The following is an 18,888-nucleotide window of genomic DNA, read 5'->3' on the forward strand; positions in this document are numbered from 1 at the left end:
CTTTTTGAATCTTACAAAATGAAAGCCAAGCTATTTTGCAACTTTAATATTAGGGGCTTTTATCGACTTGACTTTTGGTTTTGGTTCAGGTTTCGGAGGGAATATAATATCGTTCAGTTTTTGTATTTTAAGGTCACTTATAAGGAATACGATCGGATTTGTATCTAACGTTAATTGATACTTGTCATTTATTTTTTTACCGATATTCAATATTCTATCCCCGCTGCTCAAGAAGAGTTTTATTGTAAAATCAGGCTGAAACGGTTCCTTTGAGAAGCCGTCAGCTCTTAAATTGGAGAAAGTATTTTTTGCATCATTCATTTTATCTTTATTGGCAGGTTTGTTATTACAAGTCCAGAGTGTATCAGTGCATATTATTTCTTTATCTTTTACTATTATTTTACTAAGTTCCTGAGGGGGAAATGCTAATATATAAGAATCCCGCCATTCGTCAGAGCTCCTGTTAACCATCCATTTGATTAGTCCCTTGGCGAAGTAAACTTCATTTTTATCCGGGAATCTAAGATACGAATTTATGAAATCCGGCGATTGTTTACCAAGTATAAAAGTAAATGGGGTTTTCCCGGTCCAAGCCGTAATTTTTATTCCATTGTCGCCTACTTCAAATTCCTGGTGTCTTTCTTTTCTTGAAGAAACTATTTGCCCTATTTCTAATTTCGAGAGTCCATCAAAGAATCTACTAAACAACATAGTATCCATAGGATATTTAACAGGGGAAACAAGTTCCCATTTATTATCAATTTTTTCAAACCTGCAAAGGGTATCCGTTGCTTGGATTTCTATTTGGGTAATTTCTTTGTTCTTGAACGGGGTTTTTAATATGGAATTTGCTTTTTGCATTAAAAAGTAAATTCCGCCGACAACTACTAATAACAGAAGTATTAAAAATAAACTCTTTATAGATTTCATCGTATGGCAATTTAACAATTATATGAATTTTGTCAAGTGGAAAATGGGGTCTTTCATGCTTTGGTTGATAACATGAAAAACAAAATGGTATACAAGAGCAGCAAAAACAAATACAAGATTATCACCGCAGAGACGCAAAGAACGCAAAGAATAAAAAAAGTTTCAGGGTTAAAAAACTAACAAATAGAAGAGAGTTTTACACAAGAGACCACAGAGAAAGAATTTTTTTAGACAAGGATTTACAAACAGAAAGGGGTGAGAAAATCTCACCCCTTTCTGTTCAATATTAATTTCTTAAATCGTCATTGGATTAAAGTAACTTTCTTTGATATTCGAGTATCTCCTGCTTTTAATGAAACGAAATAGATTCCGGAAGATAGACCGGACGTGCTGATTTTTGCATTATAATCGCCTGAGAATTTGGAATTATCAACGATAGTTTTCACCATTCTTCCTGTTGCATCGTAGAGTTTCAATGTGACATTACTGCTTGCAGGAATGTTGAAATTTACGAATACGAATTTAGACGTTGGATTGGGAGAAACTTTAAAATCAAATCTCTGTATGGAAGCTTCGGATTCTTCTATTCCAACATCGCCCACTCTGAGTATTAAAGGCACTTTATATGGGTTGTGAGTATCGTTAGATATAATAGACAAAGTATCATAATAATAACCTGTATGCAAGGAGCCTTGAACGATAATTGTAACCGCTTGGGAGGATCCTACACTGACAGTAAAGGTTTTAGGACTTACGGACTGAACCCACGATGATTTATAAGTAATGTTGGAAACATCAAGATCAGCGGTTGCGCCACCTTGATTCTGGACATTAATTATCCCGGTATCTGGGGCTATTGTTCCCCCAGCCAGTGCGGCAGCGATATTTACTTTCCCGTTACCATACTGTTTATCCCAACCGGCAGTTCCGAGGTCGGTTGCGGTATTTTCCATTAAAGTTCTTAATTGCTGGTTTGTGAGAGACGATTTTAATGACCATATAAGAGCAGCGGCACCTGCGGCGTTAGGAGTGGCAAATGAAGTCCCGTATCCCGTTGTGTATTGATTCCCCGGTATAGGACATGCAATATCTTGGGTTTGTGCTCCACCTGCATGTGTACCCCCTGGTGCAACAAGGTCTAAGTAAGAACCATAATTGCTGAAAGAAGAACGGGCGCTAAACGTATCTATTGAACCAACGGCTATAACTGAACTATATCCTGCCGGGTATCTGGTTACTTCCTGACCATTGTTTCCGCTTGCAGCAAAAAGAATAATTCCTGCGGTCCACGCTGCGTCACATTTTGTCTGAAGCGTTGCATCACTGTTATCAAAGCTTAAGCTCATAGATATTATTTTTACTCCGTTATCTATACACCATTGAATAGATTGTGCGACTTTAGCTACATCCACACCAGTTGTTGCCGCTCTGAGCGCATAAAGTCTTGCATTTGCCACACCTGCGATTCCTTTGCTATTATTAATTGTAGCAGCTGCGATACCGGCACAGGCAGTTCCGTGTTGTTCCCCGGTTCCCGGCGCCGGGTCATTATCGCCACTTACATAGTCATATCCTTTTGTAGTAGTAAATCTGTCAACTAAATCTTCGTGTGTGTAATCTATGCCACAATCAATAATACCTATTGAGATACTTGTGTTCCCGACCCCATAATCCCAAGCTGCGGGGCAATTCATACTTACTTTATCCCATTGATATGTCCCAAATAACGGGTCATTCGGGGTTGCTTCAAGTACTCCTACTCTGTTTGGTTCTACAAAAGAAATGTTAGAATGGGATTTCAGTGATTTCAGAAGAGCTTTTTCCTGTTCAAGATTTGCAGTTGTTTTAATATAAATAATATTAGACCCGATGTCTCTATTTACGGAAGTCACTTCTTTCTGTGTAAGTCCGAGTTCTTTTAAAGATGCCTTTTTAGCATCTACGGAATTTTTATACCCGATAAGCAATTCTCCGGGAACTATATTTTCCCAATATTTGGGATCATTTTCCGTTATTGCCGGCGGATTAACTTTTGAGGCAAATGATTTTGGTGGGTTGCTATCTATTTGGAATATCACATACGCAGGCGTTACGTTTATACTTGGTGCTCCTGTTGAAAGGTATTTTACTACAACCGCGTGACAAGGTTCATATGTATCAGTTGTCCATCCTGAAGAACCTGTAGTGCTCCATTTGGCTACATAGCCAGATGTCGTAGTGTGATCAAATACAGTTGTTGGGTCAGGAGTTGTCCATTCACGATTACCTACCCAGAAAGCTCCCGTTGAATATAATGGAGAAGGAAGCATAACGGTATTCCAGTTCCATGTTCCCGATGAATATGTAGCGGTATAAGAAACTCCGGATAATTTCGTCCCCGGGGTCCCGCTTGCATCACTCCATACAAAAACACTGCAAGGTTTTGATCCAAAAGCAGCCCCACCTACACCATGCATAACTGCAATTACCGAACAAGCGGATGCGGGAGTAATTTTTGTTGCTTCAAATTCCACTCTATTGCCAGAAGGCAAACCATCAAAAGGCGCAGAAAGATCTGGCATTAATGTATCTGTAGTTCCTTTTGATGACGGATATAGTATTGTAGTGTTATTACTCATTTCTCTATTTGGCAGAAGTATAGGAACTCTTCCTGCTGAAGTAGCAGGAACAAGAGCAAGAAAAGCTAAAAATAAATACATACATACCTCCCTACAAAAACTTTAAAAAATGTTTTTAATTGTTAATAATATCCTATGTATATGTTAAATTTTTTGTTTTTTGTCAAGGAAATAAAAACAATAAATTCTTAAATTTTATATGGGAATAATACCGTTAAGAATAAACAACGAGAAAAAGCAAACCGGACTGTTTTCCAAAACCGTTTTTTGCATATAATAAAATGATATTAAAGAGAAAGGGGAGTATCTATTTAATCATAAAAAACTTAACTTGACAATTAAGGTATTTATAGTATAAAAGAAAATAATAAATTTTATGGGCCGTTAGCTCAGTTGGTAGAGCACCGGATCTTTAATCCGGGTGTCGCTGGTTCGAATCCAGCACGGCTCAAAAAATTTAGAAGAAAAATGATTGAATTTGCCCCTATCGTCTAGCGGTTAGGACACTACTCTTTCAAGGTAAAAACACGGGTTCAACTCCCGTTGGGGGCGTTTTAAAAAACTTCCGATTAATTTTTCCCGTATTGCGTAAGTAAAATTAAGAGTTAAAATAATTCACGCTTAAATCCCTCGCCGCTTTCACTTCATCCAATCTTCCTACGGGAGTATTATGAGGTGCAGATTTCAGCAAATCAGGGTTTGTATCTGCCTCTTTAGCTATAGCGATTAAAGTTTCTATAAAGTCATTCAGCGTGTCAATACTTTCCGTTTCAGTAGGTTCTATCATTATAGCTTCGTGAACTATCAGAGGAAAATAGATAGTGGGCGGATGCATTCCATAATCCATTAATCTTTTAGCGATATCCAGTGTTTTCGTTCCATGTTTTCCTGCGAGCACACATTCGTGCATACAGGGTATAGGATATGGCGCATCGTAATAATCTTTCAATCCTGCCAATACATAATTTGCGTTTATGATTGCATTTTCGGATGCTCTTCTTAGTCCTTTTGCTCCGAGCATTTTGATATAAGTATAAGCCTTTACGCAGACTCCGAAGTTACCATAAAATGCGTGGACTCTACCGATAGAATTTTTGAATTTATAATCCAGCGCAAATCCTTTATCTTTTTTAATTACTTTTGGCACAGGCAAAAAATCTTTTAATTTTTCGACGACTCCCACGCCACCTCCGCCTGGTCCGCCTGTTCCGTGCGGGGTGCTGAAAGTTTTATGTAAATTAAAGTGCATAATATCCACGCCTATATCGGCAGGTTTCAGTATGCCTAAAAATGCGTTCAGGTTAGCGCCGTCCATATAAACCAGTCCGCCTTTTCTATGAATTATTTCGCAAAGTTCGGAAATATCGCTTTCAAACATTCCGAGCGTATTTGGCATTGTGAACATAACGCAAGCCGTATCTTCATCCATAACTTTTTCCAGTTCCGCGGGGTCAATCATACCTTTTGCATTGGATTGTATCTGCACGGGTGTGAATCCTGCGATTACCGAGCTTGCGGGGTTTGTGCCGTGAGCCGAATCCGGTATTAGTATTTTAGTTCTTTTTTTGCCTTTTGTTTCAAAATATTTTTTCACGACAAGCAGTGCCGTAAACTCGGAATGCGCACCCGCAACTGGTTGCAGTGACACTTCTTTCATCCCGCTGATTTCTTTCAGCCATTCGGAAAGTTCGAATAATATTTGTAAGGCGCCTTGGACCGTGGATTCCGGCTGCAAGGGATGTATTTCGTTAAGTCCCTGTATTCTTGATGTATATTCGTTTATTTTTGGATTATATTTCATTGTGCAGGAGCCCAGCGGATAGAAGTTTCGGTCTATGTTATAATTAAGGTTTGACAGGTTAATAAAATGTCTTACGACGTCTACTTCGCCGAGTTCCGGTAATCTCGGAGAATTTTTTCGCAAATATTCTGCCGGGATTTCGGTTTTTGGGGTATCCAGCTCAGGTAAAGTATAGCCTTTTCTGCCTTTTTTTGATAGTTCAAAGCTTAGTCTCATAATTTTTCACCTCCGAGGAACAAAAAAACTGACAACGAATTAAGTAACTCAATGTTTTACTTCGAATAAAGTTCTACAATTAAGTTCTCTTTTATATCCTGAGGAGCATCTTTTCGTTCAGGTAGTTCTTTCACGACTGCACGAAATTCTGCAGGTTCAAAGGATAGCCATAACGGTATTTCCTGTTTGCCTTTCAGTGCTTCTTCTATAGCCGTTAATTTCTTTGATTTTTCTTTTAGTTTTATTTCGTCGCCTTTTTTGACAAGAAACGACGGAACGTTAGTTATATGGTTGTTCACAAGAAAATGTCCGTGAGTTATAAATTCTCTCGCCATTCTTCTTGAACTTGCGAGACCGATTCTGTAAACCAAATTATCGAGTCTTCTTTCCAGCATTTGTAATAATGTCTCGCCGGTAACGCCTTTTTTGCTTGCGGCTATTTCAAAATATTCCCTGAATTGTCTTTCCTGTAAACCATACATTCTTTTTACTTTCTGTTTTTCTCTGAGATGTATGCCGTATTCGGATAATCTTCTTACGTTTTTCTTTGGGGGTAATCCCGGTGTTGTCTGCCTTCTTTCAAATGCGCATTTTTCGGTTTGACATCTGGGGCCTTTCAAAAATAATTTTTCCCCTTCTCTTCTGCAAAGCCTGCATTTTGGTCCGGTATATCTTGACATAAATTACACTCTCCGTGGTTTTGGTGGTCTACAGCCGTTATGCGGAAGAGGAGTTAAGTCTTTAATTGTTATGATTTTTAATCCGCTTCCTTTAATTGACCTTACTGCCGGGTCTCTTCCCGAGCCGGGGCCTTTCAACCAGATTTCAACTCTTTTCATTCCCGCATTCACGACATCCTGAACGCATTTTTTTGCGCATAACGACGCTGCAAATGGAGTCCCTTTTCTCGTTCCCTTGAATCCTGCGCTTCCGCTGGATGCCCATGACAGGCAATTTCCCGTCATATCGGTTACGGTCACGATTGTATTATTAAATGTTGCGTATATATGTATTATTCCGTTTGGGTCAACTCTTCTGATTTTCTTTTTCGCCATTTTTAACCTTTTTTGCCGCCCATCTTATCTGCTTTTTTCTTCAGTGCAACCGCGCCTTTTGATTTACCCTTTCTCGTTCTTGCGTTTGTTTTCGTTCGCTGTCCTCTTACAGGTAAGCCTTTTTTGTGCCTTCCCCCGCGATAACAACCGATTTCAATAAACCTTTTGATGTTTTCGCTTACTTCCGAACGCAATGCACCTTCTACTTTATAATCCGATTCGATGATCTTTCTGATGCTTTCCATCTCTTTATCCGTAAGGTCTTTCACTCTCTTATCAACGGATATCTTCGCTTTATCAAGTATTCTGACGGATAACGTCCTGCCGATACCGAATATATATGTAAGTCCTATTTCTACCCTCTTCGCATCGGGTATTTCAATACCAAAAATTCTTGCCATAGACGGTCAAATTATCACACTATATAAATATGTCAACAAAAATCTTTTAAAGCCCTTATTAAAACTTTTTCATAAAAACGCTATATTTCTGTTTTTCTTTATATGTCTTATATGTCCTTTAGTTAGAGTTTGTGATCCGCCCCTAGGCGGAAGCATTATAGGGAGCTCTTAGAACTTTAGTTCTTACTTACAATCCCTTATGTTAATTAGGGATTGTTGTCCAGAGTTTGTTGCCGGAGAGATACCTATCCTGTTGGACTCTAATTAGTTGGACTTTGTGCTCCTAAGAACATTAGTCCAACTTATCAGTGTTTCTGACTTATCCAGTCCGCCTGAGGCGGAGAAGCGTGGCATTTCTTTTTATAGGCTGTTATCCCTGTAATTGGATTACAAGTCCTTAATCTTTTTCTTTTTGCCTTCCGATTTACAAAATTATCAAACTCTTTGTTGCCACTTCTTTATTGTTAATCTGCATCTTGCAAAAATACACGCCCGAATTTATTTTCTTCCCAACGTTATCTCTCGCATTCCACTCTATTTTTTTCGTTCCCGCTGTTTCGATACCGTTCGCAATAGTCTTTACTTCCTTGCCCGCAATGTCATATATTTTCAAAGAAACTTTCGAGTTCTCTTTTATCGTATACGAAACAACACTTCTGTTGATTACCGGATTCGGCGAAATCGAATAAACTCCTTCCTTGCCTGCGCCCTCATTTTCCTCAATCCCGCTATACGAAACCGTTGCCCGCAACATCATATCTCCCGTGTGTCCTTCGGACGCATAATTGTTCCACGTCGAAAGGTTGTTTGAACATACGCCCCTGTCCCCATAATCAACTGCCCCATCTGTCGCTATGCCCATAGTAGTGCTTTTATAGATGAATGCAATTATAAAAAAGTCCCCGTTGAAATTATTTTGCGTGGGAAACGTTACCGTAATCCATTGTCCTACTTGTGTCGCAGCCATAGAAGTAGCCGTTGCTAAACGACTTCCGGGATTTCCCCCGTTTACGGTATAAACAAATAAACTGCATAATGAACCCGCTCCGCCCCATGAACCTATAACGGCGCGCGCTCCGGTAACTCTGCATGGCGTTTGTGTCGGAGTAAACCTTACTCCGTTGTACCCATAACAATGCGGTCAGCTGGAACTCCACGGCCAGTAAACGCCAAGAGCGCCATTATCATAAGCGATTTCATCTGCCGATAAAACACTGCCAAAACAAACAAGCCCTAATACTACACCTAATATATTTAAAAACTTCATATTCCCCTCCTCGTATTTTCCACTCTTACTTCTTTATTATAGTATTTTAGTATAATAATTTTTTATTTAGTCAAGTTCTTTTAATCTTCAAAGCATAATCCTTTAAAAACCGAGCTGGAATGTTTTTTAACGTTTTTTACCGTTGAATATCTTTCTACTCGAAACCATCCTGAATTGCCTTGCCCGTCTTCTATTTTAAACCATTCTTTGTTGTCCGTAATAGCGATTCTCGACGGACTCCCGCTCTTTAATATAGTTTTAATTGTTGTATCGTTGATTGCAGTATATAAGGGCAAATCACATAAAAGCACGACATTCTGGTTCATAGTAACAAATTCCGTGTCAACCTGAAGGATTTTGTTTTTCTGGTTAGAAAACGCATATTTCGCATCATAATACCATGTAGAAAGGACTCTCCCCCTCCCTTTTGTTTTTATAAAACCATCGCCTCCCAGCGTAAATACTTCTCTGGATAGACGATGCTGGGAATTTCCCGGTATACGTCCCAACTTTATAATGGAATCCGTGTATCTGTAGAAAGTCGTAATCGGGTCATCGCTTGGTCCGTCATCTTCTATGGCGATATCCAGAAATTTATCAGTTGAATCAATATCTACAATATAGAAATAGTTAAGGATGTCCGAACTATAATTAATCGCAGTTTTATTATTAATGTTTATAATTATTGTATCGCCTGTCTCTCTATGAAAAGATACCATTATATTTTCTTTTTTCTTATCACCGTTCAAATCTATTTTAATTTTTTTATTAATGTCAAATTTCACCATTTTATTTTTCCGGATGGAATCGGGAAGAAGCGTCTCGCCGAAAACCACATTAATAGACAAAATATATATTAAAATTATTATTTTTAATTTCATTGTTATTTCCTGTTTTTTAATTTTCTACTTTCTTCTATCCTAATTATTTGCGTTCAATCCCTGCCCGCCATTATTTTTGCCTGCCCGCCGTTTTGTTTGGAGGGGAGGGTGCGTCCTAAATTCTTTCTGTTTCTTTTTTTGTGTTCTCCGTTTCTCCCCGTCCCCGCATCCCTTTTCTCTGTGCTCCCACTCAGTCTGTTGACTGCCACACATATTTCCCTGTTCTGTCAATGTATCCTAGTTTTCCGTTAACTCTTACCATTGCCAACCCATTATTAAAAGGGTGCAGTATATTTACAAAATTATCAAACTGTGGAGTTATTATTATATTTCCCGTTGTATCAAAGAATCCCCATTTCCCGTCTATTCTTATTGCCGCTATCCCATTCTGGAAAGTTGCAATTCCATCGTCTTCCTTAAAATCGGGTTGTAGTTTAATTACGATATTACCTGTCTTATCAATGTATGCCCTTTTTTTGCCTATTTTTACGGGTGCCAACCCTTCCGAAAAATTCAATGCTCTTTCAAATTTCGCCTCAATCGCCATCTTTCCAGTTTTATCAATATACCCGTATTTCTTTTTTACCATTACCAATGCCAATCCCTCGGAAAAATTCCAGGCATTATCAAATTGTGGTTTAATCACGATTTTTCCGGTTGTGTCAATGTAAGCATATTTGTTGTTTGTCTTTACCAACGCCAACCCTTCCCAAAATCCCGTTGTATAATCAAACTGCGGTTTAATTACGATTTCTCCTGTAGTATTAATGTAACCTGTTTTTCCCTCAAGATTAACTTGCGCATACCCTTCCGAAAAATTATTGGCATTTTTGAATTGCGGCTTGATTATCATTTCTCCTTTTGTATTTATATACCCCCATTTTTTATCCACCTCTACCGCGGCTAACCCTTCGGAAAATCCTGAAGCGTCCTCAAACTGCGGGACAATAGCTATTTCCCCGGTTGTGTCAATGTAACCGTATTTGTCTCCGATTTTCACCGGAGCAAAATTCTCATTGAATTCCCACGCGATATCAAACTTTAGGGGAATTATTATTTTGCCCGTGCTGTCAATGTACCCTCTTTTTCCACCCTGTATCACAGGAAATAACCCGCAGTTGTCTTTCTCGGACACGCCAAACACCGCCTCACAAAAAATTAAACACATCAAACACCCGATTATCTTTCTCATATTTCTCTCTTTCTTTTACTATAGTTCCAAGTCTGTTACGGAATCCTGTTAATCTATATTATAATCCTTGTTTCTGTTTGTAGTTTATTTTTAATCTTACAACTTTCTGTTTTTTTATCTCTTACAATCTCTTTCAATCACTGTTAAAACTTCCTTTTATTCTGTTTTTTTCTTCTTTATTTCATTAATATTAGTTTTCTTGTTTCTTTATAATTCCCCGTTTTTAATTTCACAAAATAAATTCCATTTGTCAGTCCTTTCCCATCCAATTTTACACTATAGCTCCCCGCTTCCTTTTCCCCATCAATCAACGTCTTCACGCATCTTCCCATTAAATCATAAATCTTCAATGACACTTTATCTCTTTTCTGTAATTCGTAATTAATAACCGTTGACTTCACAAACGGGTTTTTCCCTATTCTTAAATCCGCAATCCCCAATCCAAAATCCAAATTTGATTTCTCCTCTACCCCTGTCGTAGTATATACCGCCAACCCGCCACCGGTAGAAGTGCCAACCCAGATATTACCACCTTTTATTCTAAGGACAGCAACATTGTTATCAGGCAATTCTGAATTTGAAGTGTTATACACGGTCCAGTTTGTCCCGTCAAACTTCGCAAGTCCCCCACCTTTAGTGCCAATCCATTTGTCACTCCCGTCTATCCCGAGAGCATAAACATTGTTATGGGGCAAATCGGAATTTGAAGTGTCATACACTGTCCAGTTTGTCCCGTCAAACTTCGCAAGTCCCCCACGAGTGCCAATCCAGATGTCGCCAGTCGTCCCTTCTACCCCAAGAGCATTTACATAGTTATTCGGCAAACCCGAATTTGAGGTGTTGAACGTACTCCAATTCGTTCCGTCAAACTTTGCAATACCATTGCCATTAGTGCCAATCCAGATATTGCCAGTTGTTCCTTCTCCCTCAAGAGCATTAATATGATTGTCAGGTAAACCTGAATTTGATTCATTGAACACTGTCCAGTTAGTACCGTCAAGCTTCGCAAGACCACCACCCCAGGTCCCAATCCATTTAGCGCCAGTTGTACCTTCTATCCAAAGTGCGTAAACATAGTTGGCCGGCAACTCTGAGTTTGAGGTTTTATACACAGTCCAGCTAGTCCCGTTGTACTTAGCTAGTCCACCATAACCTTCCATATCACCGGTACCAATCCAAATGTCGCCGGTCGTTCCTTCTAACCCAAGAGCGCCGACAGCGTTATTAGGCAAACTGGAATTTGATTGGTTGAACACAGTCCAGTTTGTGCCATCGAATTTCGCAAGGCCGCAATACTCAGTGCCAACCCATACATTACTTCCTTCCGTTGCAATAGCCCATACATTGTTATCAGGCAAACCGGAATTCGAGGTGTTGTAGACTGTCCATCCTACGTATTTAGCAAAACAATTCCCCGCAATCACACTAAAAATAATAAATAATATATAATTTCTTCTCATATTTTTCCCTCCTGCCTATTATTTCTTTTTATTCTTTTCTCCCCTTCTCCGCTGGGTTTTCTTTTACCCTACAAATCTACACGATAATCCTTATTTCTGTCTATCCTTTTTTATATGTTTAAATATTATTTTTTCTGTTTTTTAGTTTTCTAACTTTTTTTATCCTGATTATCTGCGTTAATCTGCGTCCTAAATTCCTTGTATTCTGTTGTTTCTCTTATCTCTTATTTCATCAAAATTATCTTCCTGCTCTCTGTAAACTCCCCCGCACTCAGCCTCACAAAATACACCCCTGCCTTCAACTCCTTCCCGTTCAGCGTAACGCTATAACTCCCCGCATCCTTCTCCCCATCAATCAATGTCTTCACCGTTCTCCCCGTTAAATCATAAATCGTTAATTGAACCTTCGTTAATAGTGTATTAGTATAATAGTTATTAGGAGGGATGGTATAACTAATAACCGTTGACTTCACAAACGGGTTTTCCCGAAATTGGAGCGTAGCGACATCCCGCCCTGGCGGGACCGCAATTGTCTGTTCTTCTATCCCTGTCATATTATATACCGAAAGCCCTCCACCACTAGTTCCAATCCAGATATTGCTTCCTTCTATTGCGAGAGCAGTAATATAATTCGCAAGCAACCCCGAATTACTCATATCATACACAGTCCAGTTCGTCCCATCAAACTTCGCAAGGCCACCCCAAGTGCCAATCCATTTAGTGCTTCCTTCCATTGCAAGAGACGAAATCTCATCCCTCGGCAATCCTGAATTGCTCGTGTCATACACTGTCCAGTTTGTGCCGTCAAATTTTACTAATCCGGCATAAGTCCCAACCCATTTCGTTGTTCCATCTATTCCAAGAGATAAAATCTCATTATAATTATACGGCAATCCCGAATTACTCGAATTATATACAGTCCAGTTTGTGCCGTCAAATTTTGCTAATCCGGCATCAGTCCCGACCCATTTGGTCGAACCTTCTAATGCTAGATGACTAACTTTATTAGACGGTAGTCCTGAATTACTCTTGGTATATACAGTCCAGTTAATACCATCAAATTTTGCTAATCCGCCACCATAAGTTCCTATCCATTTCGTTGTCCCTTCTATTACAATAGCGCTAACATCCCTATAAGGCAATCCTGAATTACTCATATCATACACAGTCCAGTTCGTTCCGTCAAACTTTACCAATCCGTCAGTAGTAGTCCCAATCCACTTCGTTGTCTCTTCTATTGCAAAAGAACGGATGCCGCTGGGAGGCAGTCCGGAATTTAAAAAATTATACCCTGTCCATTTGCCGTCAAACTTCCCAAGTCCACCACCGGCCCCAACCCATTTTGTCGTCCCCTCTATTGCAATAAAACTAACATAATTGTTAGGTAATCCCGTATAAACAGACCAGTTCGTTCCATCAAACTTTACAAGCCCGCCACCGTTGGTTCCAATCCATTTAGTTGTCCCTTCTATTACGATAGACCTAACATCATTATTATAAGGCAATCTTGAATTACTCGAATTATATACAGTCCAGTTCGTTCCGTCAAACTTCGCAAGGCCACCATAATAATAACCACCAGAAGTGCCAACCCATTTCGTTGTTCCTTCTATTGCAATAGCGCTAACATTATTATAAGGCAATCCTGAATTATTCGAATTATATACTGTCCAGTTTGTCCCGTCAAATTTTACTAATCCACCACAACCAACCCATTTCGTTGTTCCTTCTATTGCAATAGCTCTAACATCATCATAAGGCAAGCCTGAATTATTCGAATTATATACAGTCCAGTTCGTGCCGTCAAACTTCGCAAGTCCACACCCGGCCCCAACCCATATCGTTGTCCCTTCTACGGCAATAGCATTAACACCGTCACAAGGCAATTCTGAATTACTCGTATCATACACTGTCCAGTTCGTTCCATCAAATTTTGCTAATCCGGCATTAGTCCCAACCCATATTGTTGTCCCTTCTACGGCAATAGCATTAACATCGTCGGAAGGCAATTCTGAATTGCTTTGCATATACACTGTCCAGTTTGTGCCATCATACTTTGTTAATCCACGCCCTTTAGTCCCAATCCATATCGTTGTATCTTCTACGGCAAGAGCCCAGACACGATTATGGGAAAGTCCTGAATTTGCTGTTGTATAAAACTCCATGTCATATGTAGTAGTGTCCATACAAATTAATCCACCACCCTCAGTTCCAATCCATATTTTATTGCCTTCACTGATAACGGAAAATACATAATCTCCTCCGCCCATATAAGTCTTCCACCCCGCATATTGCCCAAAACTATTAGATGCAATCACACTAAAAATAAAAAATAAAATACATTTTTTCATGGCTTTTCCTCCTGTTTTCTCTTCCCTACCTACTACATACTATCTACTACCTACTTCGTTCAACGTCTTCCCCCTCCGACATTTTTTCTGTCTTTTTCTTTATATGTCCTATACGACTTATATGTCCTATATGTCTTATTCTTTACCTCATCAACACTAACTTCTTCGTCGCGCTGTAATTCCCCGTTTTCATCTTCACAAAATACACCCCGCTCGTCAACTCTTTTCCCTCCAATTTAATACTATAGCTCCCCGCCTCTTTTTCCCCATCAACCAACGTCTTCACACACCGCCCCGTTAAATCATAAATTCCCAAGGATACATTAGTTCTTTCGGGAAGGGAATATTTGATATTTGTAAAGTGAGTAGAAATATTAGGGTACGTTTCTAATCTCATATCTTCCGATTTGTAGTTTTCATTTACTCCTGATATTCTACTCAGGTTAATATCATCTATGTACAAACTCAAGCCGTAACTTAAACTCATATTTACACAACTAAAAGATACTGCAACTGTATTAGTGGCAGTTGTAAAATTGGTATCAAAAAGAGTCCAAGTAGTATTAGAGAAAAAATCAGCATTTAATAGTAGTTGAGTATCTGAAGGACTTATCTCTGCTATATATATCATTGCTCCGCCACCGAAAGAAGTACAGATGTGGTAAAGACTGAAATTATATTTTTTACCACCTGAAACAGGAATATCCAGTCTTTGAATACAACCTACATTATTCATATCCAAAGTAGTTAAGCTGATTGCATAACTACCTGTATGCACATTAGTAGAACGAGTTGCTGTCCCTGCGCTATATTTTTCACTGGTAAACCAGCCGATAGGCATTTGCACGCTGAGAGTATCATGCCACTCTTCCAAACCGGGATTAGATAAAATATTTTCAGCATTAGCTTGCTGAATCGTAATAAAAAGAACCATAACACTTAAAAAGTATTTCACTTAAACCCCCTGTTTATTTAATATATTATATACTCCCCACACTTACTTGACCTTCATATTACTTTCCTATTTTTTCTTGTCAAGCAAATACGATAAAACATTCCTATTTCTTAACTCTCAATTTTTTATCCTGCCTGCCCGCCGCAGGAGGGTTAATCCTGTCGAAATCTTTTGTATTCTGTTTGGTGTTCTTTTTTCAACTCTATAATTTTCCGTCTTCTTTTTTCTGCGTTAATCTTTATCTGTTTATCTTTTTTTTCTGTTACTATCTATTACAGTTTTTACTATGAATTATACGAAGCCCTTGAGCTTTAGCGATTACTTACAAGCTCTTACGTTAGTTAGAGCTTGTTGTCCGGAATCTTTTGCCGGAGGGATTCGTATCCAGCCCTCTGGGCTCCGCTGGGTTTTCTATCTTTCTTCCATTCTCTGTTGCTTTTATTTTTGTTCTTTGCGTACTCTGCGTCTCTGCGGTGAATATTCTTTATTCTGTTGTTTTTCGTGTTCTTCTTTTGTTTTTCAATTTTTCGTGGTGGATTATTCTTTTTTCTGTTACTCTCTGGCCTCTATCTTTTTTGTTATCTGTTAACCCTAAGTCTTATTTGTTTTCAGTTCTCTGCGTTCTCTATGTTAGTTGGACTTTGTTCCATCAGGGACTTAGTCCAACTTATCCAGCTCCGCTGGGTTTTCTATCTTTCTTCCATTCTCTGTTGCTTTTATTTTTGTTCTTTGCGTACTCTGCGTCTCTGCGGTGAAAACTTTTTTTCTCTCCCCCACAATCTTTTCTTGACAGATGAAATATTAATACTAATTTTTTATAACCTAAAAAAAAGGAGGACGTATGCGAAAATATGTCTTTTGTGCCATTTTTTTGTTAGCTTCCACTCTCTTAAACGCTTCCAGATGGAGTCTCACGGACAGCCTTGTTTTCGGACGAAAAGGTCACAGTCTCGCTCTCCTCACCGACGGCAGAGTTATGGTTCTTGGTGGATACCCGCCCGCACCGTACACACACGAAATCTTCTTCCCCTCATCCGGAAAATGGGAAGTTTTCGACAGTATGCCATATAGCGGTCTCGCACACTCAGTCGGCGTATTGATGGGAAACGGCAAAGTCTTTGCCGGCGACGGAGGAGATTGGTTCTTTTATGAACCCGCAACCAATACATGGGATACTACTGCTATGACTTTCGGCTGGGAAACTAGTCACTGTTATACCGTTTTAAAAGACGGCAGACTCCTTGCAAATTATGATAATATGGCTTATTTGTTAGTCGATACCAACGGAACTTACGCAGCTACCGCAAGCTCTCCATCCGAACACGACCAGGGCATCGAAGTCCTCCTCAGGTCAGGTAAAGTATTAGCTATGGGAGGTTTCGGTTTCTCTCCGGTCGGAGCTCAGGCACAGGTCTATAATCCGATTTCGGCAACCTGGAACGCAGCCCCAAACTCCCCCGTGGAAAGGGGAACAGGACATATGGGCGTACTCCTCGCTCCGGAATATAATGACGAAGTCCTTGTCTTTGGAGGAACAGGTACGTCATCCAGCTTGTATAACGAAAACTCTAATACATGGTCGGGTAGCGGAAATATGACCTACAGCAGAGATATCGGAGCTCCCGCGCTCCTCCCTAACGGAAAAGTTCTTATGATTGGAGGCGATAACAGCGGCGTTAATGAATTGTATGACCCGGTCGCAAAAACATGGTCTATTGTTGATACGATGATTTGGCATAGCAGAACTCACTTCTCTATCGCCATTCTTCCTACAGGAAAAGTTTTGGCTGTCGGCTCTTTCAATAATGATACCGCCGCTAAAATACCCGAAATTTATGACCCGACTAATCCTGTCTGGAATACAAAAACTTCACTCAAAACCGCGCGCGAAGCCGCTACTATCACTCTCCTCCCCATTAAACATACGAGCAACTGCTCCACGAACGTCCTCATCGCTGGCGGTGAAGGCGCAGGCGGTATACTTAATACTTGCGAATTATATAATTATAAAATGGACTCCACTGCATACACCGGTTCCCTCAATACTGCTCGAACTCACCATACGGCAAACCTTATCAGCGACCAGGAAGTCCTCGCTGCAGGCGGAAGAAATGCCGGAGGCGCTCTTAACTCCTGCGAAATCTGGGACCTCGTCTCGGGCGTATGGACTGCTACAGGAGCTATGGCAACTTCAAGATTTGACCACTCCGCTACACAATTAAAAGACGGAAAAATTCTCGTTACCGGCGGTGAAAATACCGGTTACGTTGCTTCTTGCGAAACTTTTAGTTCGGGCGCATGGACTGCCACAGGCTCGATGGCAACCGCAAGAGCAAGACATTCGGCGATTTTACTTCTTAACGGTGATGTACTCGTTATCGGCGGAGAAACTGCAGCCGGTACTTATACACCAACTTGCGAACTCTGGGACGGAACTACCTGGAGAGCCACAGGCCCGCTCGCTACCGCTCGAAGCTTGCAGACTGCGATTTTATTGCAGTCGGGTAAAGTACTCGTAATGGGCGGAAGAAATGCCGGAGGCGCTCTCTCAAGCTGCGAAATTTATGACCCGCTGTTGGGCATATGGTCACCGGAAACACCTTTAGGTACCGCAAGATACGCTCATAATGCTTCACTCCTGTATTCAGGGCTTGTCCTTGTTTCGGGTGGATATACGGGTTCGGCTTACCTCAATTCCTGCGAATTGTTTGACCCGGGTATTTGCAACCCGGTAACTAAATTGCATCAGTGGAAAACTATCCCATCGCCTATGGCTACAAGCAGGGCTTATCACGGCTCGGTTCTTATTCCGATTGATAAACCTTATATACTTGCAATCGGCGGAAATAACGGTTCTTTCCTTGGTTCGATAGAAAGTTTCGACATAGGTCTCGGATACCTTGATACATGGCAGTCAACTATCGGAAATTGTCCCGCGGTAACTACGATAAGCTCTACAATGGACATTAACGGTAATTTATTCAGGGGCATTTCCGAAGCCGATGGCGGTAACCATTGTCACGTCTCTTCAAATGACCATCCGATTATTTCGCTTGTCCGCGTAGGCGGCGGAAACTGGCAAGGCAACGGCGGCGGAGAAATCCTGACTATGCCGAATAGTAGTTCCTGGAGCGAAACACGCACAATCGTGCATCCAAGCATTAGTGACTTTGCAGGATATTACAGACTCTGGTCAATAGTAAACGGAATACCTTGTAAATGGTATAAAGACTGCGGCGCCGGTGTAGAAGATAAATCGAATTCCAATCCCACTTCGACTCCGCTCAGGGCTTATCCTAATCCGTTTTATGCCTGCACGAAGATTGGCGGTGCAAAAGAAGAACTCAAAATATACGACCTCGGCGGAAGAGTTGTCGGAATCACGAAAGACGGTGTCTGGAACGGCAAAAACTTAATGGGCAAAAACGTAAAACAAGGTATCTACTTCGTAAGAAATAACTCTAAACAATCTCTCAAATTAATCAAACTGAAATAATAAATAATGGGTAGAGATGGGGCGACTGCCCCATCTCTGTCTTTTGTTTTTTTTGTTCTCTGATATTCTGATACCCTGATACTCTGCCTGCTGCCTGTCCGCCGTAGGAGGAATCCTCTGATAACCTGCCTGCCTGCCGTAGGCATGGATACCCTTCCCATCGTGAAATGTGGGAAGCATCTCCCGATGCTGATTTTTCTTTCTATCCTAATAACGATTTTCCGTCCCTGATATTCTGATAACCTGATAATCTGCCTGCTGATCA

Annotated in this window: 14 protein-coding genes and 2 tRNA genes; 3 read left to right on the forward strand and 13 right to left on the reverse strand. The window is 40.3% G+C overall.

The features are described from left to right. Positions 1–30: 30 nt before the first annotated feature. Both WC614_03750 and WC614_03755 read right to left on the reverse strand, forming a co-directional pair. Complete coding sequence (locus tag WC614_03750; GenBank protein MFA5032114.1) at positions 31–930, reverse strand: DUF4340 domain-containing protein; 900 nt, start codon at positions 928–930, stop codon at positions 31–33. Between the two features lie 302 nt (positions 931–1,232). Next, on the reverse strand, positions 1,233–3,629 hold the full coding sequence (locus tag WC614_03755; GenBank protein ID MFA5032115.1) for a S8/S53 family peptidase: 2,397 nt from the start codon (positions 3,627–3,629) through the stop codon (positions 1,233–1,235). A gap of 297 nt (positions 3,630–3,926) precedes the next feature. Between WC614_03755 and WC614_03760 the strand changes: the two genes are divergently transcribed. Together WC614_03760 and WC614_03765 are read left to right on the forward strand one after the other, a co-directional pair. After that, positions 3,927–3,999, forward strand: a tRNA-Lys gene (locus WC614_03760). 29 nt (positions 4,000–4,028) lie between these two features. Next, positions 4,029–4,100, forward strand: a tRNA-Glu gene (locus WC614_03765). 46 nt (positions 4,101–4,146) lie between these two features. Here the strand turns inward: WC614_03765 and gcvPB are convergent. The 11 genes from gcvPB to WC614_03820 all read right to left on the reverse strand — a co-directional run bounded on the left by gcvPB (position 4,147) and on the right by WC614_03820 (position 15,127). Next, positions 4,147–5,565, reverse strand: a complete 1,419-nt coding sequence (gene gcvPB, locus WC614_03770; protein MFA5032116.1) for an aminomethyl-transferring glycine dehydrogenase subunit GcvPB — start codon at positions 5,563–5,565, stop codon at positions 4,147–4,149. A 56-nt stretch (positions 5,566–5,621) separates the two neighbouring features. Continuing rightward, complete coding sequence (rpsD, locus tag WC614_03775; GenBank protein MFA5032117.1) at positions 5,622–6,245, reverse strand: 30S ribosomal protein S4; 624 nt, start codon at positions 6,243–6,245, stop codon at positions 5,622–5,624. A 3-nt stretch (positions 6,246–6,248) separates the two neighbouring features. Next, positions 6,249–6,620, reverse strand: coding sequence for a 30S ribosomal protein S11 (gene rpsK, locus WC614_03780; protein MFA5032118.1), 372 nt, complete (start codon positions 6,618–6,620; stop codon positions 6,249–6,251). A gap of 2 nt (positions 6,621–6,622) precedes the next feature. Further along, positions 6,623–7,021 (reverse strand): 30S ribosomal protein S13, encoded by a 399-nt coding sequence (gene rpsM / locus WC614_03785; protein MFA5032119.1) that lies wholly within the window; start codon positions 7,019–7,021, stop codon positions 6,623–6,625. Positions 7,022–7,445: 424 nt separating this feature from the next. After that, positions 7,446–7,988: a FlgD immunoglobulin-like domain containing protein gene (locus tag WC614_03790; protein ID MFA5032120.1), complete on the reverse strand. Its 543-nt coding sequence runs from the start codon at positions 7,986–7,988 to the stop codon at positions 7,446–7,448. Positions 7,989–8,162: 174 nt separating this feature from the next. Beyond that, on the reverse strand, positions 8,163–8,288 hold the full coding sequence (locus WC614_03795; protein ID MFA5032121.1) for a hypothetical protein: 126 nt from the start codon (positions 8,286–8,288) through the stop codon (positions 8,163–8,165). A gap of 80 nt (positions 8,289–8,368) precedes the next feature. Then, positions 8,369–9,169 (reverse strand): hypothetical protein, encoded by an 801-nt coding sequence (locus WC614_03800; GenBank protein MFA5032122.1) that lies wholly within the window; start codon positions 9,167–9,169, stop codon positions 8,369–8,371. A 190-nt stretch (positions 9,170–9,359) separates the two neighbouring features. After that, positions 9,360–10,361 carry a WG repeat-containing protein gene (locus tag WC614_03805; GenBank protein ID MFA5032123.1) on the reverse strand — a complete coding sequence of 334 codons (1,002 nt, stop codon included), beginning with the start codon at positions 10,359–10,361 and terminating at the stop codon, positions 9,360–9,362. 176 nt (positions 10,362–10,537) lie between these two features. Continuing rightward, entirely contained in the window at positions 10,538–11,821 is a 1,284-nt protein-coding gene (locus WC614_03810) for a T9SS type A sorting domain-containing protein (protein ID MFA5032124.1), read from the reverse strand. 224 nt (positions 11,822–12,045) lie between these two features. Continuing rightward, a complete protein-coding gene (locus WC614_03815) occupies positions 12,046–14,172 on the reverse strand; it encodes a T9SS type A sorting domain-containing protein (GenBank protein MFA5032125.1) in 2,127 nt (708 codons plus the stop codon). A gap of 142 nt (positions 14,173–14,314) precedes the next feature. Next, positions 14,315–15,127: a T9SS type A sorting domain-containing protein gene (locus WC614_03820; protein ID MFA5032126.1), complete on the reverse strand. Its 813-nt coding sequence runs from the start codon at positions 15,125–15,127 to the stop codon at positions 14,315–14,317. An 841-nt stretch (positions 15,128–15,968) separates the two neighbouring features. On the opposite strand from WC614_03820, the gene WC614_03825 reads away from it, so the two are divergent. Then, entirely contained in the window at positions 15,969–18,623 is a 2,655-nt protein-coding gene (locus tag WC614_03825; GenBank protein MFA5032127.1) for a kelch repeat-containing protein, read from the forward strand. The last annotated feature ends 265 nt before the right edge of the window (positions 18,624–18,888 follow it).

Source organism: bacterium (assembly GCA_041649255.1).
In the GTDB taxonomy this organism is placed as follows: Bacteria; Hydrothermota; UBA3073; order JACQXS01; family JAQTXJ01; genus JAQTXJ01.

What these genes read in the sequence shown, in the direction of transcription:
- WC614_03750 (MFA5032114.1), bottom strand. Translation starts at nt 930, where the DNA reads ATGAAATCTATAAAGAGTTTATTTTTAATACTTCTGTTATTAGTAGTT.
- WC614_03800 (MFA5032122.1), bottom strand. Translation starts at nt 9,169, where the DNA reads ATGAAATTAAAAATAATAATTTTAATATATATTTTGTCTATTAATGTG.
- WC614_03815 (MFA5032125.1), bottom strand. Translation starts at nt 14,172, where the DNA reads ATGAAAAAATGTATTTTATTTTTTATTTTTAGTGTGATTGCATCTAAT.
- gcvPB (MFA5032116.1), bottom strand. Translation starts at nt 5,565, where the DNA reads ATGAGACTAAGCTTTGAACTATCAAAAAAAGGCAGAAAAGGCTATACT.
- WC614_03825 (MFA5032127.1), top strand. Translation starts at nt 15,969, where the DNA reads ATGCGAAAATATGTCTTTTGTGCCATTTTTTTGTTAGCTTCCACTCTC.
- WC614_03795 (MFA5032121.1), bottom strand. Translation starts at nt 8,288, where the DNA reads ATGAAGTTTTTAAATATATTAGGTGTAGTATTAGGGCTTGTTTGTTTT.
- WC614_03755 (MFA5032115.1), bottom strand. Translation starts at nt 3,629, where the DNA reads ATGTATTTATTTTTAGCTTTTCTTGCTCTTGTTCCTGCTACTTCAGCA.
- WC614_03805 (MFA5032123.1), bottom strand. Translation starts at nt 10,361, where the DNA reads ATGAGAAAGATAATCGGGTGTTTGATGTGTTTAATTTTTTGTGAGGCG.
- WC614_03810 (MFA5032124.1), bottom strand. Translation starts at nt 11,821, where the DNA reads ATGAGAAGAAATTATATATTATTTATTATTTTTAGTGTGATTGCGGGG.
- rpsK (MFA5032118.1), bottom strand. Translation starts at nt 6,620, where the DNA reads ATGGCGAAAAAGAAAATCAGAAGAGTTGACCCAAACGGAATAATACAT.
- rpsM (MFA5032119.1), bottom strand. Translation starts at nt 7,021, where the DNA reads ATGGCAAGAATTTTTGGTATTGAAATACCCGATGCGAAGAGGGTAGAA.
- WC614_03790 (MFA5032120.1), bottom strand. Translation starts at nt 7,988, where the DNA reads ATGGCTGCGACACAAGTAGGACAATGGATTACGGTAACGTTTCCCACG.
- rpsD (MFA5032117.1), bottom strand. Translation starts at nt 6,245, where the DNA reads ATGTCAAGATATACCGGACCAAAATGCAGGCTTTGCAGAAGAGAAGGG.